We start from the raw sequence: 21477 nt of genomic DNA, 5'->3' as shown, positions 1-21477 counted from the left end.
CCTGAGGTGAGCTCGACGCTGGGCCTATGGTGAGCCAAGTGCCCTCTGTCGTAGAGGAGTTCGCGTGCAGGGCGTCGTCCTCGTCACCGGTGTGATGGCGGCCGGGAAGTCGACGGTCGCGCAGTTGCTCGCGGAGCGGTTGCCGCGGGCCGCGCATGTGCGCGGGGACGTGTTCCGGCGGATGATCGTGTCCGGCCGCCAGGAGTACCTGCCCGGTGCCTCGGACGAGGCACTCGCTCAACTCCGCCTGCGGTACCGGCTGTCGGCCACCACGGCGGACGCCTACGCCGAGGCCGGGTTCACCGCCGTCGTGCAGGACGTGGTGCTCGGCGAGGAGCTGACGGCGTACGTCCGACTGGTCAGGACCCGCCCGCTGTACGTCGTCGTCCTGGCGCCGGACGCGGGGACGGTGGCCGCCCGGGAGGCGGCCCGGGCGAAGACGGGCTACGGCGACGCGGCCTGGACGGTCCCCGCGCTGGACGCGGCGCTGCGGGTGTCGACCCCGCCGATCGGCCTGTGGCTGGACACCTCTGGACAGACCCCCGCCGAGACGGTGGACGCGATTCTCGCGGGGCGGGAACGCGCGAGGGTGCTGTGACGTCTCCTTGATACGGGGGCGTTGTCAGTGGTGGCGCGTAGTGTTCTGGTCAGTGGGGGACGCGCGCCGGGCCCGACCGGGTCGCCGTGCTGTGCCCAGCCGGGGGACTGCGTACGAAGCACACGGGGGAACCATGAGCACGACCGACACCGCCGTAGCGGCGATCAGACTGACCGAGGACGAGCTGAGCCCGTACATCACCCATGCCACGACCCGCAGTTGGCTCAGCGGGCCCGGACTGCCGGCTGACAGCGACCTGTTCACCTTCGAGGAGCTGCGCCGGGAGGGCCTGCGGACGGTGGCGGACGCCACGTCCGACCCGGGTGATCGGCTCAGCGAGGAGCTGCGCGACCAGCTGGTGATCGGCGGACTCACGGACCTGCACGGCAAGGAGCGGGAGTCGGTCCTGCTCGACGGCGCGACCGGTGAGGTCTCGACGACGGCGTTCTTCCACGCCCGCCCCGACCTGATGGACCGCACCCCGCTGGCCCCCTCCCTGCCCACCCTGGTCCGCTTCGCGACGGCGACGGACGAACTCACCGAGGTGCGCGGCCAGTTCGCCTCCTACGCCGGCCGCTTCGGCCCTACGGCGGTGGAGGACGCGACGCGCCAGCTGCTGACGGTGTTCGAGGAGGGCACGGCGGGCGATGTGCCGACGTTCTGGAAGATCGCGGCCCTGATCCGCCCCCTGGCGCTGGTGGCGGGCCCGGGCACGGAGTCCGGCCTGGCGCTGGACCTGCCGCCGCGCCTCCTGGACCAGGAGTTCGGCCGCGGCCAGGTCGTCCGCTTCGAGGACATCGACTTCCCGTCCACGCTCACGCACGCCCCGACCCGCCGCTTCCTGGCGGTGACCGGCCTGCCCGAGGACGGCGTCCTCTTCCACACCGACCCGGACGCCCCGCTGCCGACGCTCGCGGAGCACCACGCCGACCGGCTGTCCGCCCTCCCGCCCAGGGCCGACCGCCTGATCGTCCTCGGCCACCTGATCGAGGACAACACCCTGGTGGTCGACGGGGAGACGGGCGCGGTCCTGAACTGGAGCGAGCGCGAAGCGACCCTGCACCCGCTGAACACCGACATCTCCACCCTCGCCTTCACGCTCTGGCTGCTGCACCGCGAGCGCCGGATAGACGAGTCCCTGGCCCACGAACTCACCAACACCCTCTACGCCCAGGTCGCCAAGACGATGATCAGAGCCCTGTCCACCATCGACCCGACGGGCACCACGACGGATGAGGACTGGCACTACTGGACGGAGCTGTTCCAGGACGAGGCGGGCCGGGTGCTCTGACCGGCCGCACGCCGCAGGGTCGCGGAGAGGTGGTGCTGCAAGGGCTGCCCGACCGCGGCGAGGTCGTGGACGAAGGTGAAGGTGTCGCCGTGCGGGCCCTGGTCGACGGCTGAGTCCGCGTCGGCGTCGGCGTCGGCCAGGGTGTACCGGCGGCGGGTCGCGGTCACTTCCTTGGCGGTGGGGGTGAGGGCCACGGTGTGCGTGGCGAGGTCCACGAAGCCGTCCTCCGCCCGCCCGGTCAGGATCTCCGTGATCCCGGTCGGCTGGGTGATCACCGCCTCCACCCGCCCGTCGTCCTGGAGCCGCCACCAGCCGCTCTCCCGGGCCGCCGGACGCAGCGGCGCCCCGTCCGCGTCGAGCAGCCAGGCGCGGGCCTCGTACCGGAGAAAGGGCCGCCCGTCGTGACCGAAGCTGACCTCCTGCGCGTAGGAGAAGTCGCCGTCGAGCGTCGGATACCCGCCTTGTCCAAGCCCCCGCCACCGCCCGAGAAAGCCAAGCACCGGCCCGAGGAGCGGGTGCGGAGCAGGCGTCCCACCCTCCCCGAAGCCATCCGGGAACGGCTGCCCTGCCACGCCCTCTGACACGTCGACTCTCCTCACTCTCGTCTCCCCACTCTCGATCGCTGCTTCTCAGGGTGGGACGTAACGCCGCCGCCACCGCGTCTTCAGAGTGTGGACGACGAACAGGATCTCCGATGAAGCGCCGGCACGAAGAGGAATTCATGGCGTTCGCCGCTGCGCGAACCGCCCCTCTGTTCCGCTCCGCGTGTGTGCTCACCAGCGGTGACGCTCACCTCGCGGAGGACTTGGTCCAGGACACGCTGGGCCGGATGTACGCCAACTGGCGAAAGATCGCGCAGGTGGACGACCCGGCGGCGTACACCCACACCGTCCTCGTACGGACCTACCTGTCCTACCGCCGTCGGCGCAGCAACTCCGAACAGCCCACCGACACCCTGCCGGACTCCGGCGCCGCCCCCGAGCACGACGCCACGCTGCGGGTCACCTTGCTCGACGCGCTCGGCCGGCTCTCCGCCCGGGACCGGGCCGTGCTGCTCCTGCGCTACTGGGAGGACCGCAGTGTCGAGCAGACCGCGGCGATCCTCCAGGTCAGGCCGGGCGCGGTGCGCAACCAGAGCATGCGCGCGCTCGCCCGGATCCGGGACCTTCTGGGCCACGACCTGTCCGAGCTCGTGAGCCCCTGAACTCCGCTGCGCAGGCACCACTTCGCTCCCGCCTTCCCTCTCCGCCTTCGCCCTCCGCACCGACGACACCCGAAACGCGGTGACCCGCCATGCCTCAAGAAGAAGACTTCACCGAAGCCTTGCGCAGCAGCCTCCTGACCATCTCCCCGCCCGACACACCGTCACTTCTGCGCGCGGGAATCCGCGACGGCCGGCGCAGGCGCCGCCGCCGTGCCGTGGCGCTCGGCGTGAGCGGAGCGGCCGTGCTCGCGCTGGTCGGCCTGGGCGCGAATGCCCTCACCGGCCTGCTGTCGGACGTCCGAGGGGCGGACCGCGCGACCCCCGGCGCCTCAGCCCCGACAAGCCCAGCCGCCACCCCCAGGCCGACCTTCACCGGCGCACTCCCCGCCGACCAGGCCCTCGCCCGACTGACCGCACTGCTGCCGACCGGCCTGACCTCGTCGACTCCACCGGGCAGCGGCCAGTCGGGCCAGCTGTGGGTGGACGACGGCCACGGCAAGTCGCTGATCGAGGTGCACGTCTCCAGGCAGACCTCGACGACCGAACTCCGCAAGCACGTCTTCGCCGACGTGAAGCCGTCACCGCAGGGCACCCTGATCCAGTCCCGGCAGTCACCCGAGGGCCACCAGACGGTGAACGTACTGCGCCCCGACGGCCTCTACGTCACCCTCATGACCTGGCAGTCCCCCGCCCAGAACGGCCCCTCGACCCGCACCGCACCGATCCTGCCCCTGACCCAACTGCGCACGATGGCGACCAGCCCGAAGTGGCAGTGAGCCCCGCGGAAGTTGAGAAGTGGTGGGGCCGGAGTGAGAGTTGATCGATATTCGCTTCCTTTTAAATCGGAGGAAGCCTTTTCGGCCACTGAGGGTTCCCCTAACATCCCTCCATGGATGGAAGCCTTCTGCTCAATCTCTTGGCTCTTCTGATCTCCATCTGCGCGGTTGCCGCGTCGTTGATCTTCGGGATGCGGCAGTTGGCCATTGCGCGGCATGCCAACTACATACCTGCTCTGCTCGACCTGCTCGCTGAGTTCAGGAAAGTCGAGTTTCACGAGCAGTACAATTTTGTCTGCTCGCGGCTGCGCGAGGAGTATTCCCCTGAGCTGGGTCTGAGCGGGCTGCCGCCTGCGGTCAAAGAGAGTGTGTACAGCGTTGCTTATTTCTTTCAGACTCTCGCTGGAATGTATGCGCTGGGAATAATCGGGGAAGACGTGGCGATGGTCATGGTCCGAGGCCGAGTGAATACGGTATGGCGCGCAGTCGAGCCGTTCGTAGTGAAGGAGCGGGAGTCGCCCGTAGTGGATGACCATCTCCTCTCGATCCTCGAGAGCTTTGCGGCCGACGCCGAACACTTCGTGGGTCCGCCCAGCGCCGATTTGCTCAGAGCGCGTCGGGGTCGCTGGAGGGGGAACGGGCTGCCGGGCTAGATGCGGACCGGATGCGGCTGCGTCGGCAACCGGTCCGCAAGCCGGCTGGACGACCGGAAGGGCGCCACCCCTCACAGGGTGCCGCCCTTTCCCTCTGCCTGGTAAGGCACTTGAGGCCGTGGCGGGAATCGAACCCGCGTAACTCGCTTTGCAGGCGAGTCCCTGAACCACTCGGGCACACGGCCGGGTCGAAGGGAGCGGTGAGGCTTCCTGTCGAGCTCGGTGGGATGACCGTATGGCGGGGGTGCGGGCGGGTTCAAGGGTGGCCTGGGGGCTGCAACGGGACTGCCATACGCCGTTCATGAACGGGGGGCGGGGGGTGGGTGGTCGTACGACCAAAGGCGCAGGCGTGGGTGGGCTTTTGACAGGGGTCAAACCGGAGCGTGCGCCTTACGCTGACCCGCATGGCAACCCTGGAACCGCGTGGCGTCGGCGTCGACGATGAAGTTGGAGCTCCCTCTGGTCGGGAGAGGGCGGACGGGGTGCTGGGGCGTTCCTACCGGGCGCTCAGTGTCGGGATCGTGTCCGTCGTCGTGCTGGTCGCCTTCGAGGCGACCGCCGTGGGGACCGCCATGCCCGTCGCGGCACGGGAGTTGGACGGGGTCGGGCTGTACGCCTTCGCCTTCTCCGGGTACTTCACCACCAGCCTCTTCGGGATGGTCGTCAGCGGGCAGTGGGCCGATCGGCGCGGGCCGGTCGGGGCGTTGACCGCCGGGATCGCCGCGTTCGGGGCCGGGCTGCTGGTGTCCGGGACGGCCGGGGCGATGTGGCTGTTCATCCTCGGGCGGGCCGTGCAGGGGTTCGGGGGCGGGCTGGTCATCGTCGCGCTGTACGTCGTCGTCGGGCGGGCCTACCCCGAGCGGTTGCGGCCCGCGATCATGGCCGCGTTCGCGGCGGGGTGGGTCGTGCCGTCCGTCGTGGGACCGCTCGCGGCCGGCGCCGTGACCGAACAGCTCGGCTGGCGGTGGGTGTTCGTCGGGATCCCGGTCCTCGTCGTCTTCCCGCTGGCCCTTGCCCTGCCCCAGATAAGGCGGCGGGCCGCGGGACCCGTGGACGGCAGGGCCCCCGGCGGCGTCGACCGGCGGCGCATCCGGCTCGCCCTCGGGATCTCCCTCGGCGCCGGGCTCCTCCAGTACGCAGCCCAGGACCTGCGCCCCCTCTCCCTGCTCCCCGGCCTCGCCGGTGCCGCGCTGCTCGTGCCGGCCGTGCTCGGACTGCTGCCCCGCGGCACCTGCCGGGCGGCGCGCGGGCTGCCCTCCGTCGTCCTGCTGCGCGGGCTCGCCGCGGGGTCCTTCATCGCCGCCGAATCCTTCGTGCCGCTGATGCTGGTCACCCAGCGGGGACTGTCGCCTACGCTCGCCGGGTTCTCGCTGGCGGCCGGCGGGGGGACGTGGGCGCTGGGGTCGTGGGTGCAGTCGCGGGCGCGCGTGGAGCCGTACCGGGAACGGCTGATGACGGTGGGGATGGTGCTGACGGCCGCCGCGATCGCCACCGCGCCGAGTGTGCTGATCCACTCCGTGCCGGTCTGGACGGTCGCCGTCGCGTGGGGGTTCGGCTGCTTCGGGATGGGGCTGGTGATCTCCTCCACCAGCGTCCTGCTGCTCCACCTCTCCGCCCCCGAGGAGGCCGGCTCCAACTCCGCCGCCCTCCAGATCTCCGACGGCCTCTCGAACGCGCTGCTGCTCGCGGCGGGCGGGGCGGCGTTCGCTGCGCTGGGCGGGGGAGCGGTGAGTCATACGGCGACGGGGGCGGCGGGTGCGCATCCGGCCGCGTTCGCCGTGGTGTTCCTGCCGATGGCGGGGGTGGCGTTGGTGGGGGCGTGGGTGACCACGCGGTTGCGGGAGCGGGAGCCGTAAACCGTGTTCGGGTGCCGCGTGCACGGTTCGGGAGCCGTAACCGTGCGGGAGTCGAAAGCCGTGCGGGAGCCGTAAACCGCTCGGCGGCTTGTGACGACAGCGACTAGCCTCTCGCGACATGCAGGACAGCACGCTTCACCTCGACCCGGACACCGGACAGGCCCTCGCCGATCTCGCCGATGCCTGCGGCCGCCGACCGGAGGACCTCGCCAGGGAGGCCGTACGCCGGTATCTGCGCGAAGAGGAGGTACCGGTGCGTGCCGTCGCCGAGGAACTCGCCCGGCGCCATGCCGACCTGTTGCGAAGGCTCGGCGAATGACCAGACATCTCACGGTCGCGGAGGTCGAGGACATCGCTCGGACCGCCTTCGGCGGCCAGGCACCCGAGGCGCGGGACGCCGGGCTGTTCGCTTCCGCCGTACGGCGGCCGAGGGCCCGGATGTTCGGCACGGAGGCCTACGGCGACCTGTACGAGCAGGCGGCGGCCCTGCTCCACGGCCTCGCCGCCAACCACCCCCTCGTCGACGGGAACAAGCGCACCGCCTGGCTCGCCGCCGCGACCTTCCTCGGCGTCAACGGCGTGGACCTCGGCGGCTGTGCCCAGGACGTGGCGTACGCGCTGGTCATCGACGTCGCGTCGGGCGCCGAGGGCGACGTACGGACGATCGCGGGGCGGCTGAGGACGCTGGCCGAGTAGAGATGTGACCTCGGTCCCACCCACCGGCGACCCGGCCCCGTCCGAGCGTTGACGGCGACGGGCCGCCGGTAAGGTGACCCGGTCGTCATACACAGGCGTAGCAGACACCGCCGAACAAGACACCGCCCAGCCGCTCGACCCCGACGGAGACCGTGACTACCACCGCCGCCTCCTCCCATCACCTTTCCCCGGCCTTCCCGGGCCGCGCTCCCTGGGGGACCGCCAACAAGCTGCGTGCCTGGCAGCAAGGGGCGATGGAGAAGTACGTCCAGGAGCAGCCGCGTGACTTCCTGGCCGTCGCGACCCCCGGCGCCGGCAAGACGACCTTCGCCCTCACCCTCGCCTCCTGGCTGCTGCACCACCATGTCGTGCAGCAGGTGACCGTCGTCGCGCCGACCGAGCATCTGAAGAAGCAGTGGGCCGAGGCGGCGGCGCGGATAGGGATCAAGCTGGACCCGGAGTACAGCGCGGGGCCGCTCGGCAAGGACTACCACGGGGTCGCCGTCACCTACGCGGGTGTCGGCGTACGGCCCATGCTGCACCGCAACCGCGTCGAGCAGCGCAAGACCCTCGTCATCCTCGACGAGATCCACCACGCCGGCGACTCCAAGTCCTGGGGCGAGGCCTGCCTCGAAGCCTTCGAGCCGGCCACGCGGCGGCTCGCGCTCACCGGTACGCCCTTCCGGTCCGACACCAACCCGATCCCCTTCGTGACGTACGAGGAGGGCAACGACGGGATCCGCAGGTCGGCCGCCGACTACACCTACGGCTACGGCAACGCGCTCGCCGACCACGTCGTGCGGCCGGTCATCTTCCTGTCCTACAGCGGGCAGATGCGGTGGCGGACCAAGGCCGGTGACGAGATCGCCGCCCGGCTCGGCGAGCCCATGACCAAGGACGCGATCAGCCAGGCCTGGCGTACCGCGCTCGACCCGCGCGGTGAGTGGATGCCGAGCGTGCTGCGCGCCGCCGACCAGCGGCTCACCGAGGTCAGGAAGGCCATCCCGGACGCCGGCGCCCTCGTCATCGCCTCCGATCAGGATTCGGCCCGGGCGTACGCCAAGCTGATCCGCGAGATCACCGGCTCCAAGGCGACCCTCGTGCTGTCCGACGACGCCGGGGCCTCGAAGAGGATCGACGACTTCAGCGAGAGCAACGACCGGTGGATGGTCGCCGTGCGGATGGTGTCCGAGGGCGTCGACGTGCCGCGGCTCGCGGTGGGGGTGTACGCCACCACCATCTCCACGCCCCTCTTCTTCGCCCAGGCCGTCGGGCGTTTCGTGCGGTCCCGGCGGCGCGGGGAGACCGCCTCCGTGTTCCTGCCGACCGTCCCCGACCTCCTCACCTTCGCCAATGAGATGGAGGTGGAGCGGGACCACGCCCTCGACAAGCCGAAGAAGGAGGGCGAGGAGGACCCGTACGCCGAGTCCGAGAAGGAGATGGACGAGGCGAACAAGGAGCAGGACGAGGACACCGGCGAGCAGGAGCAGTTCTCGTTCGAGGCGCTGGAGTCCGAGGCCGTCTTCGACCGCGTCCTCTACGACGGCGCCGAGTTCGGCATGCAGGCGCACCCGGGGAGCGAGGAGGAGCAGGACTACCTCGGCATCCCGGGCCTCCTCGAACCCGACCAGGTGCAGCTCCTGCTCCAGAAGCGGCAGGCCCGGCAGATCGCGCACAGCCGCAAGAAGCCGGACGCCGAGGCCGACCTCCTGGAGCTGCCCGCCGAGCGGCGGCCCGTCGTCTCGCACAAGGAGATGATGGAGCTGCGCAAGCAGCTCAACACCATGGTCAGCGCCTACGTCCACCAGAGCGGCAAGCCGCACGGCGTGATCCACACCGAACTGCGCCGCGTGTGCGGAGGACCGCCGAGCGCGGAGGCGACGGCGGGGCAACTGCGGCAGCGGATCGCCAAGGTGCAGGAGTGGGCCACCCGGATGCGGTGACGCGGCGTCCGCCCGCCGCCCCCGGCCCGCCGCCCCCGGCCCGTCGCCCGCCCGCCGTCTGTCGCACCGCACGCACCACGTACCGCACGCACCGCACCGCACCGCAGGCACCGCACGTACCTGGGCAAAAGGAGTCGTCCGCGTCGGCCGCTGCCCGGATTCTGGACGGAGGCTTCCGCTGAGCGAACCCCCTTCGCTACTGTCCCGCTACGCACACGCCCCGTGGCAGCGCCGCCGCGGAGCGCAGCCGTGAAGCGACGCGGTCCGGAACAGACCGGGCCGCCGACCGATCGGCGGCCTCTGAAGCGCGTCGCCGACGGGACTCGGTGACGCATCCGCCGCGAGGGGCCGTCGACCTCACCACTTGGAGGAGTGGGCGTCGTGACCGCGGAGACCTCTCAGACGCTGGACCGGGGACTGCGTGTCCTCAAGCTCCTGGCCGACACGGACCACGGGCTCACCGTCACCGAACTGTCCAACAAGCTGGGCGTGAACCGCACCGTGGTCTACCGGTTGCTGGCCACGCTGGAGCAGCACGCCCTTGTACGACGGGACCTGGGCGGCCGTGCCCGGGTCGGGCTCGGGGTGCTGCGGCTCGGGCGCCAGGTGCATCCGCTGGTACGGGAGGCCGCCCTGCCGGCGCTGCGGTCGCTGGCCGAGGACATCGGGGCGACGGCCCATCTCACGCTGGTGGACGGTGCGGAGGCGCTCGCCGTGGCCGTGGTGGAGCCCACGTGGACGGACTACCACGTGGCCTACCGCGCCGGGTTCCGGCATCCCCTGGACCGCGGTGCCGCGGGCCGGGCGATCCTCGCCGCCCGGCAGCAGGGCTTCGGGGACCCCGGGTACACACTGACCCACGGTGAGCTGGAGGCGGGCGCGAGCGGCGCGGCGGCCCCCCTGCTCGGCGTCACCGGCGTCGAGGGCAGCGTCGGCGTGGTGATGCTGGCCGACGCGGTGCCGGAACGGGTGGGCCCGCGGGTGGTGGACGCGGCCCGGGAGGTCGCGGAGGCGCTGCGCTGACCCCCGCCTGATCACGCCCTTGCGCTGCCCCGCCGGATCACCTCCGCACCGGCCCGCGCCAGCCCCGCCTGATCACGCCCTCACCGGGCCGGCCCCCACCCCCCTGGATCACATCCGCACCGGCCCCAACCCCGCCAGCACCCGCAACTGCAACCACAGCACCAGCCGTTCGTCGGGATCGTCCAGGTCGATTCCGACGAGTCGCCGCACCTGTCTCAACCGGTAACGGCACGTGTTGGGATGCACGGCGAGCAGCTGCGCCGCCCCCGCCATGTCGCACCCCGCGTCGAACCAGCACACCAGCGTGCGCGCGAGGTCGCTCCCGTGCCGTTCGTCGTGGGCCAGCACCCGCTGCCACGAACCCGCGCTCAACTCCCGCCGCTCACCGAACACTTCGGCGAGACGTGCCAGCGTGACCCGGGCCCGGACCTCGTCGATCGTGGCGACCGGCAGCGAGGGGCCCGGCAGCCGCAGCACCAGGTCGGCGTCGGCCCGCGACCCCGTCACCTCCCCGAGCCCCGCCACGACCTCCCCGAGCCCCGCCCGCACCGGGACCCTGAGCGCCTGTCCGGCCCGCGCCACGATGTGCTCCGCGAGCCGTCGGTGCCGGTCCCCGCCGTGCTCCCCGACCGCGGGCAGCACCGCGTACACCACCCCGTCGACCAGCACACAGGCGTGCCGCCCGTAGCGGGCCTCGCATTGCAGCCGTACGACGTCCAGCAGCCGCAGCCCGGTCTGTTCGGCGTCCTGCGGACCGGCCACGGCGTCCGGTCGGCCGGACGGGTCCAGGGCGAACGCGGCCACCCGGAGCGGCCCCTCCATGCCCAGCCGCACGGCCGCCCCGGCCGGGTCCGCCGTCCCGTCCAGCACCCGCCGCAGCAGATCGCCGGTCCGGTGCCGGGCCAGTTCCTGGGCCGCGCGCGCCCGCAGCAGCAACAGCGCGGCCGTCGATGCCCCCTGTACGAGCGTCTCGGCCGCGTCCGCCGCGAGCGTGCCGCCGTCCACGACCCACACCGAGCCGAGGGTCTCCCCGCCGGCCCGGACGGCCATCGCGAGGCGGGGCAGGGCGCCCTCCCGCAGCGCGGGCAGCCGGAGTGGGGCGGGGGCCGCGAACAGCGTCCGGTACTGCGCGCTGTCGCCCGCGCCGGTCGGCACCTGGAGGCCCAGGATGCCCTGGCGGCGGTCCTCGTCGACCGGCTGGCCGGGGACCGTCGAGTAGGCGAGGATGCGCCGGCGCGGGTCCTCCACCGCGGTGGCCCCACCGGTCGCCACCGCGATGGCGTCGGCGAGCGCGAACAGGTCGCCGTGGCCACTCGCAGAGGACACCGGGCGGGCGCCGATCGCCGAGGCAAGCAGCAGATGGGCCTCGTGCCAGGCGGTGTCCTCGGGGACGGACAGCAGGGCCACCCCGTGCGCGTCCGCGGCGGTCACCGGGCCGTCCGGCCCGCGCACCACCAGACCGGTCATCCCGGCCTCCGCGACCGCCCGCGCCAGCGGCCCGGCCGCCGCCGCCCGCGTGCCGACCGCCAGCAGCAGCGCGCCCGGGGCCCGGGGGAGGGGTCCCTCGGCGTCGTACAGCAGGACCTCGGTGACCGGGGCGCCGAGGCCGGCGGGGGCCGTGTGCAGGCGCACCGAGGTGCCGCCGACCATGTCGAGGAGGTCGCCGAGGGTGCAGGCGTCCATGGGTGCCCCCAGCAGGTGTTCCGGCCCGGCCGGACGCCGGACGCATGGTCGTTCGGCCGGTCTCCAACGATCATTTGGCCGATCTCCAAACGAACGTACGCATCTGTTGTCCGACCGCACAACCCCGGGCGCGCGGCCGGCTCCGAGACTCGGCACATGACCGCAGTGAGCATCCGTACCGTCCAGGAGGTCGCCGGCCTCGACGCCGTCAGCGCGTACTTCGGCGAGGTGTGGCGGACCCCGCCGACAGCCCCGCCCTACCCGGCCGAGGTGCTGCGCAGCCTGGTCCACACGGGCGGCGCGGTGCATGCCGCCCACGAGGGGGACCGGCTGACCGGGGCCGCCGTCGCCGTGTTCGGGGCACCCGCAGCCAAGGAGGCGTACTCGCTGATCGCCGCCGCCGAGCCGGGGCGCGGGCAGCTGGTCAAGCAGGCCCAGCGGGCGTGGGCGCTGGGCCTCGGCGCCCGCACCATGCGCTGGACCTTCGACCCGCTGGTCGCCCGCAACGCCCGCTTCAACCTGGTCAAGCTGGGGGCGACGGGCACCGAGTATGTCGTCGACTTCTACGGCCCCATGACGGACGGCGTGAACGGCGGCGACGAGAGCGACCGGCTGACGGTGACGTGGGATCTGACGGCGCGGGGGACGCCGTACGACGGCGGTGCGCGGCCGTACGGCGGCGGGGATCGGGACCGCGACAGCAGTGATCGGGACTTCGACAGCGGAGAGCGTGATGCCGCGCCCGCCACGCACCGTGGTCCCGACGGTGCGAGCCTCGCCCGTCGCGACCTCGCCGACCTGCGGATCTGGTGCCGGGTCCCGGACGACGTGGTCAAGCTGCGGGCCGCCGACCCGGAGCTCGCGCTGCGCTGGCGGCGGGCCGTGCGCGAGGTGTTCACGGAGGCCTTCGCGCAGGGGTTCAGGGCGACCGGGATGTCCCGCGACGGTTGGTACACGCTCACGAGGAACACGGGGAACACGACGGACGCAGGGGAGGGCACGGCATGAAGCTCGAACGCGTGGAGGTCGTCCATGTGGAGATCCCGCTGGTCAGCCCGTTCCGGACCTCCTTCGGCACGATGACGACCAAGGACACCTTCCTGCTGCGGGTCGTGACGGACACCGCCGAGGGCTGGTCGGAGTTCGCCGGCGATCCGCGGCCGTTGTACTGCGCGGAGTTCGTGGCGGGGGCGGAACTGGTGCTGCGGGACTTCCTGGTGCCGCGGGTGGCGGCGCTGCCCGCGCTCACCGCGGCCGCGGTCGGGCCGGCCCTCGCGGGAATCAAGGGCCACGAGCTGGCGAAGGCGGCCCTGGAGACGGCGGTCCTGGACGCGGAACTGCGGTCGTACGGCATGCCGCTGGCGCTGTATCTGGGCGCGGTCCGCGACCGGGTGCCGGCGGGGGTGTCGGTGGGGATCAAGGAGTCCGTGCCGGAGCTGTTGGACGCCGTGGCGGGGTACCTCGACGAGGGGTACGTCCGGATCAAGCTGAAGATCGAGCCCGGCTGGGACGTCGAACCGGTACGGGCCGTGCGGGAGCGTTTCGGCGCCGAGTTGCCGCTCCAGGTCGACGCCAACACGGCGTACACGCTCGCCGACGCGGAACACCTGCGGCGGCTGGACGAGTTCGGGCTGCTGCTGATCGAGGAGCCGCTGGACGAGAACAACCTGCACGGGCACGCACGGTTGCAGGCGCGGCTGTCGACCCCGGTCTGCCTCGACGAGTCCCTGCACAACGCCCGCGACACCGCCTCGGCGATCGCGCTGGACGCCTGCCGGGTGGTCAACGTGAAGCCCGCGCGCGTAGGGGGCTATCTGGAGGCCCGCCGCGTCCACGACGTGGCCCGCGCGCACGGCGTGCCGGTGTGGTGCGGCGGCATGCTGGAGACGGGGATCGGCCGCGCCCCCAACCTCGCCCTGGCCGCCCTGCCCGGCTTCACTCTCCCCGGCGACACCTCCGCCTCCTCCCGCTACTTCGCCGAGGACATCACTGAGCCGTTCGTCCTGGACAACGGCCACCTGCCGGTCCCGAGCACCCCGGGGATCGGGGTGGCACCCCTGCCCGAGGTCCTACGGCGCTTCACGCGCGCGCGACGGGATCTGTACGGGGGCTGACCGGATCGTGGCCGGAAGTGACCGTCGCGTTAGATTGACCCCGTGCTCTCTCGCCTCACGCGCCCCCAGGCCGTCGCCGTCTGTGCCCTGCCCGTCGTGGCGCTGATCGCCACGGCCCTGTTCGCGCCGCTGCCGTTCTCGCTGGCGCAGCCCGGCATGACGGCGAACGTCCTCGGCGACAACCAGGGCACGCCGGTGATCACGATCTCCGGCGCACCGGCGCGGGCGACGAGCGGGCAGTTGCGGATGACGACCATCGAGGCGACCGGCCCGGACACCCACGTCACCCTCGGGGACGTCTTCGACAGCTGGTTCCGCAAGGACCGTGCCGTCATGCCCCACGACGCCGTCTACCCGAGCGGGCAGAGCGTCAAGGAGATCGAGCAGCACAACACCGACCAGATGCGTCAGTCCCAGGACGCGGCGACCGAGGCGGCGCTGAACTACCTGAAGCTGAGCGACGAGAAGGTCAAGGTGACCTTGCGGCTCGCGGACGTCGGCGGGCCGAGCGCGGGGCTGCTGTTCACCCTGGGGATCATCGACAAGCTCGACGGCAACGGGGCCGGGGGCGATCTGACCGGGGGCCGCACCATCGCCGGTACGGGCACGATCGACGCGGACGGGGCGGTCGGCGCGGTGGGTGGCGTGGCGCTGAAGACGCAGGCCGCGAAGCGGGACGGGGCGACGGTCTTCCTGGTCCCGAAGGCGGAGTGCGCCGACGCGAAGGGGGAGCTGCCGAAGGGACTGCGGCTGATCCCGGTGACGTCGCTGACGGGGGCGGTGAGTGCGCTGACGGCACTGGAGAGCGGTAAGGGGTCGGTTCCCGCCTGCTAGGGCGCCGATGTTCTAGTGCGCGAGGACCGGCTTCGGAGCGGCGAGCCGGAGCCCGACCTCCACGAGGGTCCAGCCGAGCCGGGTCCGCATGGCGTACGGCTGCTTGGCCGCGGTCGCCAGGCGGTACGCGTCGGCCTCGGCACGCAGGTCGGCGGCGCGGGTGCGGTGCTGGGCGAGGTACGTGTCGTAGTGCATGGCGGGGCTCCTTCAGTTCGTCTCGGTGGGGAACAGGTGCGTGTGGACGCGGACTTGCTCCGTGCCGGGGTCCTCGTCGGTGACCCGGCCGCGGTAGTCGTTGATCAGGGTGTGCATCCTGCCGACGAGTTCGGCGGCCAGCTCGGGGGTGAGCTGGAGGGTCATGTCGCTCATGTCCGAGCTCTGGGCCCACTCGGGCGACCAGTTGTGCCGGGTGCTGAGCCAGCCGGACAGCTCGCGTGCATGGCCGGCCGCGACCTCGTGCAGATAGATCTCGGCCATCCCGCGCACTTCAGGTCCCGCGCCCTCGAACTCGGTGGTGTCGAAGGTCAGTCCCTGATCGACGGCCTTCCACCACCGCTCGCGGCCCTTGCCGTGCTCGGGGGCGTCCACGATGAAGCCGTGTTCGGCGAGCTGGCGCAGGTGGTAGCTGGTCGCGCCGCTGGACTCGCCCAGCCGCTCGGCGAGCATGGACGCGGTGGCGGGGCCTCGGCGGCGCAGTGCGTTGAGCAGTTCCATCCGCAGGGGATGGGCCAGTCCGCGCAGTGAACGGGCGTCGAGTTTCCGTGTGTTGGGCTCTTCCGGCATGAGTACAAAGGTAGCTATGCAAAGGGTCCTTTGCAACACCTTTTTTGCATTGACTTCTTTGCAAGGGGTGGTGGGAACACAAGGGGTGGTGAGAGCAGCAGCAGCGCCAGACAGGCCAGCCAGTCGACCAGGAGGGCCAGGGTCACCGTGAGGACCGAGCCCAGGACCAGGACCGGCAGGCTCCGGGTGGTGATGCCGGAGGCGATCAGGACACCCAGGCCGCCGCCTCCGCCGAAGGCCGCCAGGGTGGCCGTACCGACGTTGAGGACCAGGGCCGCACGGACGCCCGCGAGGATCCCCGGGGCGACCGGAGGGCTGTGCGCCTTCAGGCCCGCGACCGTGTGCGACAGGACCGGCAGGACGGCGTAGGCGGTGATGCCGACCAGGGCCGCCGTCGTGCCGGTGCCCAGCCGGATGACCAGCAGCGCCGGCAGACCGATCGCCGGAACCGCCCGAGCTGCCAGGACCACGGCCGTCGCCATCGGGCCCCCGCGGAAGGCCCGCCGGGCGAGCAGGATCCCCAGTGGGATCGCGATGACCAGCACGAGGAACGTCGAGATCACCGTCAGCCGTACGTGCTGCCACAAGGCCTCGGACACCCGCCCGTTCGACAGCGCCTTCGCGGAGACCGGGTCCGGGTCGGCCCGCGCGAACCACAGCCAGGTCGCGAGCAGCACCGCCACCAGGAACGCGGGCAGAAAGGTCAGCTTCCGCCAGGTGACCCGCGGCCCCGGCCGACTCGGCACCGGCGAACTCTCAGCCGCCCCGGCCCCGGAGTCCTCGTCCCGACCCTCGAAATTCTCCCGCTCCTCCAGCCCACGGACGCTCACACCCGTACCCCCTCTCCGCCGCCCTCCCGCTCCGCAGGCGCCCGGGCGCCCCGGAGTCCCGCTCGCTCGACGGACGTCAGCCGTCCGAGCAGTACGTACGCCGCGTCGAACAGCAGCGTCAGGACGACGATCCCGAGCGTGCCCGCGAGCACCTCGTTGAGCGCGTTCTCGCTGTCCGGCGAGGCGAGCCCCCGGAAGATCTCCTTGCCGAGCCCCGGTCCGGAGGCGCAGGCGGCGATCGCCGTGATGCCCATCAGCATCCGCGTGGAGCCCCGGATCCCGGTCAGGATCGACGGCCAGGCGAGCGGCAGTCCGACACGGACCAGCCGTGCCACCCGGGACCTCCCGACGCATTGGGCCGCGTCCGCCGTCGAGGGGTCGACCGCGCGCAGGCCCGCGATCGTGTGGCGCACCACCGGCAGCAGCCCGTACAGCGTCAGGGCGGTCATCGTGGCCGCGACACCCAGGCCCACCACGGGAATCAGCAGACCGAGCACGGCGAGCGGCGGGACCGCAAGGATCGAAGGTCCGGCCGTCGTGGCGAGGCCGGCCACCCGTGCGCTGCGACAGGTCGCGAGCCCGGTCAGCACCCCGATCACGGTCGAAAGGACCATGCACCCGAAGACGGCGCTCGCGTGCTGGCAGGCGTCCGTGAGCAGCTGCCGGTGGTGGCTGCCGAGGTACTCCCAGAAGTTCACACGGCTCACCTCGGGTCGCGGTCAGGAGCGCACCGAGTCCTCCGCCGCCTGCTCCACCAGCGGGATGATCCGCAGCGGAACGGGGTTCTCCATGACGATCGCGGTGGAGGCCCGGACGATCCCATCGAAACCGACAACCCGGTCGATCACCCGCTGGAGATCGGCGTTGGAACGGGCCACGAGCCGGCACAGCATGTCCCCGCCGCCGGTGGTGGTGTGCAGCTCCAGCACCTCCGGCACGGTCGCCAAGTGGGCCCGTACGTCCGGTCCTTGCCCCTGCCGGATCTGGAGCGTGGCGAACGCGGTCACCGGGTAGCCGAGCGCCGCCGGATCGACCTGCGGCCCGAATCCGCGGATGACTCCGTTCGACTGAAGCCGGTCGAGCCGGGCCTGCGCGGTCCCGCGGGCCACTCCCAGCCGCCGGGACATCTCCAGGACCCCGATCCGCGGCTCGCGCGCGAGCAGCACGATGATCCGCCCGTCCAGCTCGTCGATCCCCACGGGAGCCTCCCGATCCGATGGTCATCCTGTACAGAAAGGCCGCCGAAGCGGCCGTACGACTGAACACATTGTTCAGCGAAGACGCGAACTATTGCGCACCTTGCAGGGCGGGTCCAGTCTTCCCGCATGACGCAGACCACACACCACGCTCCCGACACCGCCCGGCAGGCCGATCCCTTCCCGGTCAAGGGAATGGACGCGGTCGTCTTCGCCGTCGGCAACGCCAAGCAGGCGGCGCACTACTACTCGACCGCCTTCGGCATGCGGCTCGTCGCGTACTCCGGACCGGAGAACGGCAGCCGTGAGACCGCGTCGTACGTGCTCGAGAACGGCTCGGCCCGTTTCGTGTTCACGTCGGTCATCAAGGCAGCAACCCCGTGGGGCCACTTCCTGGCCCAGCACGTTGCCGAGCACGGCGACGGCGTCGTCGACCTCGCCATCGAGGTCCCGGACGCCCGCCGCGCCTACGACTACGCCCTCGCGCACGGCGCCCGCTCGGTGGCCGAGCCGTACGAGCTGAAGGACGAGCACGGCACCGTCGTCCTCGCCGCGATCGCCACCTACGGCGAGACCCGCCACACCCTGGTCGAGCGCACCGGCTACGACGGCCCCTACCTCCCGGGCTTCACCGCGGCCGCCCCGATCGTCGAGCCGCCCGCCCACCGCACCTTCCAGGCGATCGACCACTGCGTCGGCAACGTCGAGCTCGGCCGGATGAACGAGTGGGTCGGCTTCTACAACAAGGTCATGGGCTTCACGAACATGAAGGAGTTCGTGGGCGACGACATCGCGACCGAGTACAGCGCCCTGATGTCGAAGGTCGTGGCCGACGGCACCCTCAAGGTGAAGTTCCCGATCAACGAGCCCGCCATCGCCAAGAAGAAGTCCCAGATCGACGAGTACCTGGAGTTCTACGGCGGCGCCGGCGTCCAGCACATCGCGCTGAACACCAACGACATCGTGCAGACCGTACGGACCATGCGCGCGGCCGGGGTCCAGTTCCTCGACACCCCCGACTCCTACTACGACACCCTCGGCGAGTGGGTCGGCGACACCCGCGTCCCCGTCGACACGCTCCGCGAGCTGAAGATCCTCGCCGACCGCGACGAGGACGGCTATCTGCTCCAGATCTTCACCAAGCCGGTCCAGGACAGGCCGACCGTCTTCTTCGAGATCATCGAGCGGCACGGCTCGATGGGCTTCGGCAAGGGCAACTTCAAGGCACTGTTCGAGGCCATCGAGCGGGAGCAGGAGAAGCGCGGCAACCTCTGAGGCCCACATCCGGTCCCGTCGCGGCCGCCTGCTCGTACGCTGGCCCCATGGCCAGGATCAACGACGTGGGCGGCACGCAGGGGTTCGGCGCGATCGACACCACCGACGACACCGAGCCCTTCCACGCGGACTGGGAGGCCCGGGTCGTCGGGCTCTACAACACCCTGCGCGCGCAAGGGGTCTTCAACACCAACGAGTTCCGGGACGCCATCGAGTCGATGCCGCCGGGCGAGTACCTGGCGGCCTCGTACTACGAGCGCTGGTTCACGGCGATCTGCGCGCTGCTGGAGCGCAAGGGCGTGCTCGAACCGGGGGCGCTCGATGACTGACGCGCACCCGGCGGCCCCGGACCTCACGGCCCCGGACCCGGCCGCCCCGGACCGTTTCCCGCCCGGCACCAGGGTCCGCACCTACCGCCACGACCCGCCGCACCACACCCGCCTGCCGCGGTACGCCCGCGGCAAGCGGGGCGTGGTCGTGGAGCCGGAGGGCCCGGAGGAACTGGCCGACATCAGCGCGCGGGGACGCGGGGACGCGCCGGTCGAGCAGATCTACGCGGTCCGCTTCGAGGCCCGCGACCTGTGGGGCGAGGGCGACCACCACGTCGTCCTGGACCTGTGGGAGAGCTACCTGGAGGAGGACCCCGATGACGAGCGGTGAGCACCACACCGACGCCACGATCGCCCGGCGGGTCAGGCGCCTGGAGACCCTCCTGGAGGAGAAGGGGCTGATCACCGGGGAGCGGCTGGACGAGGCGATCGACGCGTTCCTCGCGGAGTCCTCCCCGGCCAACGGCGCCCGGGTCGTGGCCCGGGCCTGGACCGACGACGCCTACCGGGCCCGGCTGCTCGCGGACGGCACGGCCGCCGTCCGTGAACTCGGGTACATGGAGGGCTCGTTCCAGCGTCTGAGGGTGGTCGAGAACACCGCCTCCCGCCACAACGTCGTCGTCTGCACCCTGTGCTCCTGCTACCCGCTGCGCCTGCTCGGGCCGTCACCCAGCTGGTACAAGTCCGAGGCCTACCGCTCCCGGGTGGTGCGCGAACCCCGCGAGGTGCTGCGGGAGTTCGGCCTGGAACTGCCGCCCGGCACGGACATCACGGTGTGGGACTCCAGCGCCGAGACCCGCTACCTGGTCCTGCCCCGCAGACCCGAGGGCACCGAAGGACTGGGCGAGGAGGAACTCGCGGCTCTGGTGACGAGGAACGCCCTCATCGGTACGGCCGCGGTGTGACCCCCCTTCACATCCGCCGCTCCTGCTCCGGCAGACCCTCCTCCGGCACCTCGCCCAGGTCCGCCAGCGCCTGCCCCGCCGCCGGGGCCCACAGGGGCGAGAACCAGGGGTTGGTCCGCAGGGCCTCCTGAAGGTGCCGGCGGGCGGACGCGCTCCGTCCCGAGTCCCGCTCGATCATGCCCAGGTGATACATGTACGGCGCGCTGCGCACCCCGCCGCCGTGCACCCGGTCCGTCGCGATCCGGGCGTACCGCAGGGCCTCCTCGTCCTGGCCCGCCCGGTGCAGCGCCCAGCCCAGCGCGTCCGCCACCTCGATCCCCGGCTGCCGGTGCCACTCGGTCCGCAACCGCGTCACCGCTGAGGCCGGGTCACCGTGGTCCGCCTCGAACCGCCCCAGCACCAGCTCCCCGTCGACACCGCCGACCGCCGCCCTGGCCACCGCCGCCCGCAGCAGGCCGTACTGCGCCCGGGCCGCCTGCGCCTGCCCCAGGGATTCGTACAACTCGCCCAGTTCCAGGGCGTACTGCGGCAGCGGTTGCTTCGCGAGGGCGGTCCGGTAGGCGTGCACGGCCTGCTGCGGGCGGCCCAGCGCCGCCAGCGCACGGCCCCGGCCGGCCTGGGCGGCCCGCTGGTCGGGGTCGGCACGGACCGCCTTCCGGAAGTACCGCAGCGCCTCCTCGCGGTCGCCGCGCTCGAAGGCCAGCTGCCCGGCCCGCTCCAGATACGCGGCCTGCTCGGCCGGTGCCCGGGCGCCGGCCGCCGCATCGGAGAGGGCAGCCGCAGCGTCCTCACGCCGGCCCCGGTCCCGGTACACGGCCGCCGCCCGGGCCAGCACCGCCGGCCCCGACCGCAGCTCCGTCAGCCGCTCCAGCGTCCTGCCGACCGCCTTGTAGTCACCGAGCCCCTCGTACGCGTCCAGCAGCGCCGGATACGCCGTCCACCGCCCCGGCTCCAGCTGCCGGGCCTCCTCGCCCCAGGACTTCGCCGTACGGAAGTCCCGGCGGGCGTCGGCGAGGGCGGCCAGACCGGCGAGCGCCTCCGCGTTCCGCCGTACCTTCAGGGACGTCCGCAGCGCGTCCTCGGCCTTCGGATAGAACGCCGTGTCGGCCGTCCGCCTCCCCTGTTCGGCGTACGCGGTCCCGAGCACCGCCCATGACGCCGCGTCCCGCGGATGCCGGCGCACCTGGCTCTCCCGCTCACGGATCAGGACCGCCAGATCGGGCAGCGCGGCCGGCGCCCCGCCGGTGACCGCCGTCAGCGCCTGGGCGCCGGGGGCCGGAGCGGCAGCGCGCGGTGCCGGGTGCCCCGAGGGCGGCAGCAGCATCAGGGCCGTACCGAGCACCGCGCACCCGGCGACCGCGGCGATCAGAAGACGTCCGTGCAGCCGGACCCGCCGCGCCTGCCGCGACTCACCCGGGCGGTCCTCGGTCACCGTTTTCTCCGTGGCGCTGTTCTCCATGGCGCTCACTGTGCGTCAGTACGACGATC

25 protein-coding genes and 1 tRNA gene are annotated in these 21477 nt (G+C 72.1%); 17 read left to right on the top strand and 9 right to left on the bottom strand.

Annotated features, from left to right (window positions below):
- Positions 1-64: 64 nt before the first annotated feature.
- Positions 65-598, top strand: a complete 534-nt coding sequence (locus IF54_RS0121530) for an AAA family ATPase (RefSeq protein WP_030321112.1) — start codon at positions 65-67, stop codon at positions 596-598.
- Positions 599-731: 133 nt separating this feature from the next.
- Entirely contained in the window at positions 732-1889 is a 1158-nt protein-coding gene (locus tag IF54_RS0121525) for an SUKH-4 family immunity protein (protein ID WP_030321110.1), read from the top strand.
- On the opposite strand, the gene IF54_RS0121520 is transcribed toward IF54_RS0121525, so the two are convergent.
- On the bottom strand, positions 1844-2473 hold the full coding sequence (locus tag IF54_RS0121520; protein ID WP_030321107.1) for an FABP family protein: 630 nt from the start codon (positions 2471-2473) through the stop codon (positions 1844-1846). The two genes, IF54_RS0121525 and IF54_RS0121520, sit on opposite strands and share 46 nt — an antisense overlap.
- 110 nt (positions 2474-2583) lie before the next feature.
- On the opposite strand from IF54_RS0121520, the gene IF54_RS0121515 reads away from it, so the two are divergent.
- The 3 genes from IF54_RS0121515 (at position 2584) to IF54_RS0121505 (ending at position 4522) form a co-directional block, all read left to right on the top strand.
- Entirely contained in the window at positions 2584-3093 is a 510-nt protein-coding gene (locus IF54_RS0121515; RefSeq protein WP_020139014.1) for a SigE family RNA polymerase sigma factor, read from the top strand.
- An 89-nt stretch (positions 3094-3182) separates the two neighbouring features.
- Positions 3183-3869 carry a hypothetical protein gene (locus IF54_RS0121510; protein ID WP_030321104.1) on the top strand — a complete coding sequence of 229 codons (687 nt, stop codon included), beginning with the start codon at positions 3183-3185 and terminating at the stop codon, positions 3867-3869.
- 113 nt (positions 3870-3982) lie between these two features.
- A complete protein-coding gene (locus tag IF54_RS0121505) occupies positions 3983-4522 on the top strand; it encodes a DUF4760 domain-containing protein (RefSeq protein ID WP_051735495.1) in 540 nt (179 codons plus the stop codon).
- Between the two features lie 113 nt (positions 4523-4635).
- Here the strand turns inward: IF54_RS0121505 and IF54_RS0121500 are convergent.
- Positions 4636-4707, bottom strand: a tRNA-Cys gene (locus IF54_RS0121500).
- Between the two features lie 219 nt (positions 4708-4926).
- On the opposite strand from IF54_RS0121500, the gene IF54_RS0121495 reads away from it, so the two are divergent.
- The 5 genes from IF54_RS0121495 (at position 4927) to IF54_RS0121475 (ending at position 10040) form a co-directional block, all read left to right on the top strand.
- Positions 4927-6378, top strand: coding sequence for an MFS transporter (locus IF54_RS0121495; RefSeq protein WP_030321100.1), 1452 nt, complete (start codon positions 4927-4929; stop codon positions 6376-6378).
- A gap of 118 nt (positions 6379-6496) precedes the next feature.
- Complete coding sequence (locus IF54_RS41330; protein ID WP_078852068.1) at positions 6497-6697, top strand: hypothetical protein; 201 nt, start codon at positions 6497-6499, stop codon at positions 6695-6697.
- Positions 6694-7074 (top strand): type II toxin-antitoxin system death-on-curing family toxin, encoded by a 381-nt coding sequence (locus tag IF54_RS0121485; protein ID WP_030321097.1) that lies wholly within the window; start codon positions 6694-6696, stop codon positions 7072-7074. Before IF54_RS41330 ends, IF54_RS0121485 begins: the two co-directional genes overlap by 4 nt.
- A gap of 152 nt (positions 7075-7226) precedes the next feature.
- Positions 7227-9017: a DEAD/DEAH box helicase gene (locus IF54_RS0121480; RefSeq protein ID WP_030321095.1), complete on the top strand. Its 1791-nt coding sequence runs from the start codon at positions 7227-7229 to the stop codon at positions 9015-9017.
- Between the two features lie 381 nt (positions 9018-9398).
- Complete coding sequence (locus IF54_RS0121475; protein WP_020139008.1) at positions 9399-10040, top strand: IclR family transcriptional regulator; 642 nt, start codon at positions 9399-9401, stop codon at positions 10038-10040.
- 108 nt (positions 10041-10148) lie between these two features.
- Here the strand turns inward: IF54_RS0121475 and IF54_RS43935 are convergent, their stop codons facing one another.
- Positions 10149-11723 carry a PucR family transcriptional regulator gene (locus tag IF54_RS43935; protein ID WP_030321093.1) on the bottom strand — a complete coding sequence of 525 codons (1575 nt, stop codon included), beginning with the start codon at positions 11721-11723 and terminating at the stop codon, positions 10149-10151.
- A 156-nt stretch (positions 11724-11879) separates the two neighbouring features.
- Between IF54_RS43935 and IF54_RS0121465 the strand changes: the two genes are divergently transcribed.
- The 3 genes from IF54_RS0121465 to IF54_RS0121455 are packed head-to-tail and all read left to right on the top strand — an operon-like array spanning position 11880 to position 14671.
- Positions 11880-12731 (top strand): chorismate synthase, encoded by an 852-nt coding sequence (locus tag IF54_RS0121465; protein ID WP_030321091.1) that lies wholly within the window; start codon positions 11880-11882, stop codon positions 12729-12731.
- Complete coding sequence (gene menC / locus IF54_RS0121460) at positions 12728-13837, top strand: o-succinylbenzoate synthase (RefSeq protein ID WP_030321089.1); 1110 nt, start codon at positions 12728-12730, stop codon at positions 13835-13837. Before IF54_RS0121465 ends, menC begins: the two co-directional genes overlap by 4 nt.
- Positions 13838-13879: 42 nt before the next feature.
- Positions 13880-14671, top strand: coding sequence for a S16 family serine protease (locus IF54_RS0121455; protein WP_030321084.1), 792 nt, complete (start codon positions 13880-13882; stop codon positions 14669-14671).
- A gap of 12 nt (positions 14672-14683) precedes the next feature.
- On the opposite strand, the gene IF54_RS0121450 is transcribed toward IF54_RS0121455, so the two are convergent.
- The 5 genes from IF54_RS0121450 to IF54_RS0121430 are packed head-to-tail and all read right to left on the bottom strand — an operon-like array spanning position 14684 to position 17483.
- Positions 14684-14866, bottom strand: coding sequence for a hypothetical protein (locus tag IF54_RS0121450; RefSeq protein ID WP_030321083.1), 183 nt, complete (start codon positions 14864-14866; stop codon positions 14684-14686).
- A 12-nt stretch (positions 14867-14878) separates the two neighbouring features.
- Entirely contained in the window at positions 14879-15454 is a 576-nt protein-coding gene (locus tag IF54_RS0121445; RefSeq protein WP_030321082.1) for an ArsR/SmtB family transcription factor, read from the bottom strand.
- A 14-nt stretch (positions 15455-15468) separates the two neighbouring features.
- A complete protein-coding gene (locus tag IF54_RS0121440) occupies positions 15469-16284 on the bottom strand; it encodes a permease (RefSeq protein WP_037820349.1) in 816 nt (271 codons plus the stop codon).
- Positions 16281-16982 (bottom strand): ABC transporter permease, encoded by a 702-nt coding sequence (locus IF54_RS0121435; protein ID WP_037820347.1) that lies wholly within the window; start codon positions 16980-16982, stop codon positions 16281-16283. The genes IF54_RS0121440 and IF54_RS0121435 overlap by 4 nt, the downstream gene beginning before the upstream one ends.
- Positions 16983-17003: 21 nt before the next feature.
- Complete coding sequence (locus IF54_RS0121430) at positions 17004-17483, bottom strand: Lrp/AsnC family transcriptional regulator (protein WP_030321076.1); 480 nt, start codon at positions 17481-17483, stop codon at positions 17004-17006.
- A gap of 126 nt (positions 17484-17609) precedes the next feature.
- On the opposite strand from IF54_RS0121430, the gene hppD reads away from it, so the two are divergent.
- From hppD to nthA, 4 genes are read left to right on the top strand one after another with little or no spacing between them, the layout of a single operon-like run.
- Positions 17610-18755, top strand: coding sequence for a 4-hydroxyphenylpyruvate dioxygenase (gene hppD / locus IF54_RS0121425; RefSeq protein ID WP_030321075.1), 1146 nt, complete (start codon positions 17610-17612; stop codon positions 18753-18755).
- A 47-nt stretch (positions 18756-18802) separates the two neighbouring features.
- A complete protein-coding gene (locus IF54_RS43930; protein WP_030321074.1) occupies positions 18803-19084 on the top strand; it encodes an SH3-like domain-containing protein in 282 nt (93 codons plus the stop codon).
- On the top strand, positions 19077-19415 hold the full coding sequence (locus IF54_RS43925) for an SH3-like domain-containing protein (RefSeq protein ID WP_030321073.1): 339 nt from the start codon (positions 19077-19079) through the stop codon (positions 19413-19415). The genes IF54_RS43930 and IF54_RS43925 overlap by 8 nt, the downstream gene beginning before the upstream one ends.
- On the top strand, positions 19402-19989 hold the full coding sequence (gene nthA, locus IF54_RS0121410) for a nitrile hydratase subunit alpha (RefSeq protein ID WP_030321071.1): 588 nt from the start codon (positions 19402-19404) through the stop codon (positions 19987-19989). The genes IF54_RS43925 and nthA overlap by 14 nt, the downstream gene beginning before the upstream one ends.
- 7 nt (positions 19990-19996) lie before the next feature.
- On the opposite strand, the gene IF54_RS0121405 is transcribed toward nthA, so the two are convergent.
- The gene (locus IF54_RS0121405; protein WP_030321070.1) at positions 19997-21448 is read right to left on the bottom strand and encodes a tetratricopeptide repeat protein; all 1452 of its coding nucleotides are present in this window, start codon (positions 21446-21448) and stop codon (positions 19997-19999) included.
- Positions 21449-21477: the final 29 nt, after the last annotated feature.

This window comes from Streptomyces sp. NRRL B-3229, from assembly GCF_000719505.1.
Lineage (GTDB): Bacteria > Actinomycetota > Actinomycetes > Streptomycetales > Streptomycetaceae > Streptomyces > Streptomyces griseorubiginosus.
Note: the sequence above shows the minus strand (reverse complement) of the source record. Positions and strands in the feature narration are given on the sequence as shown.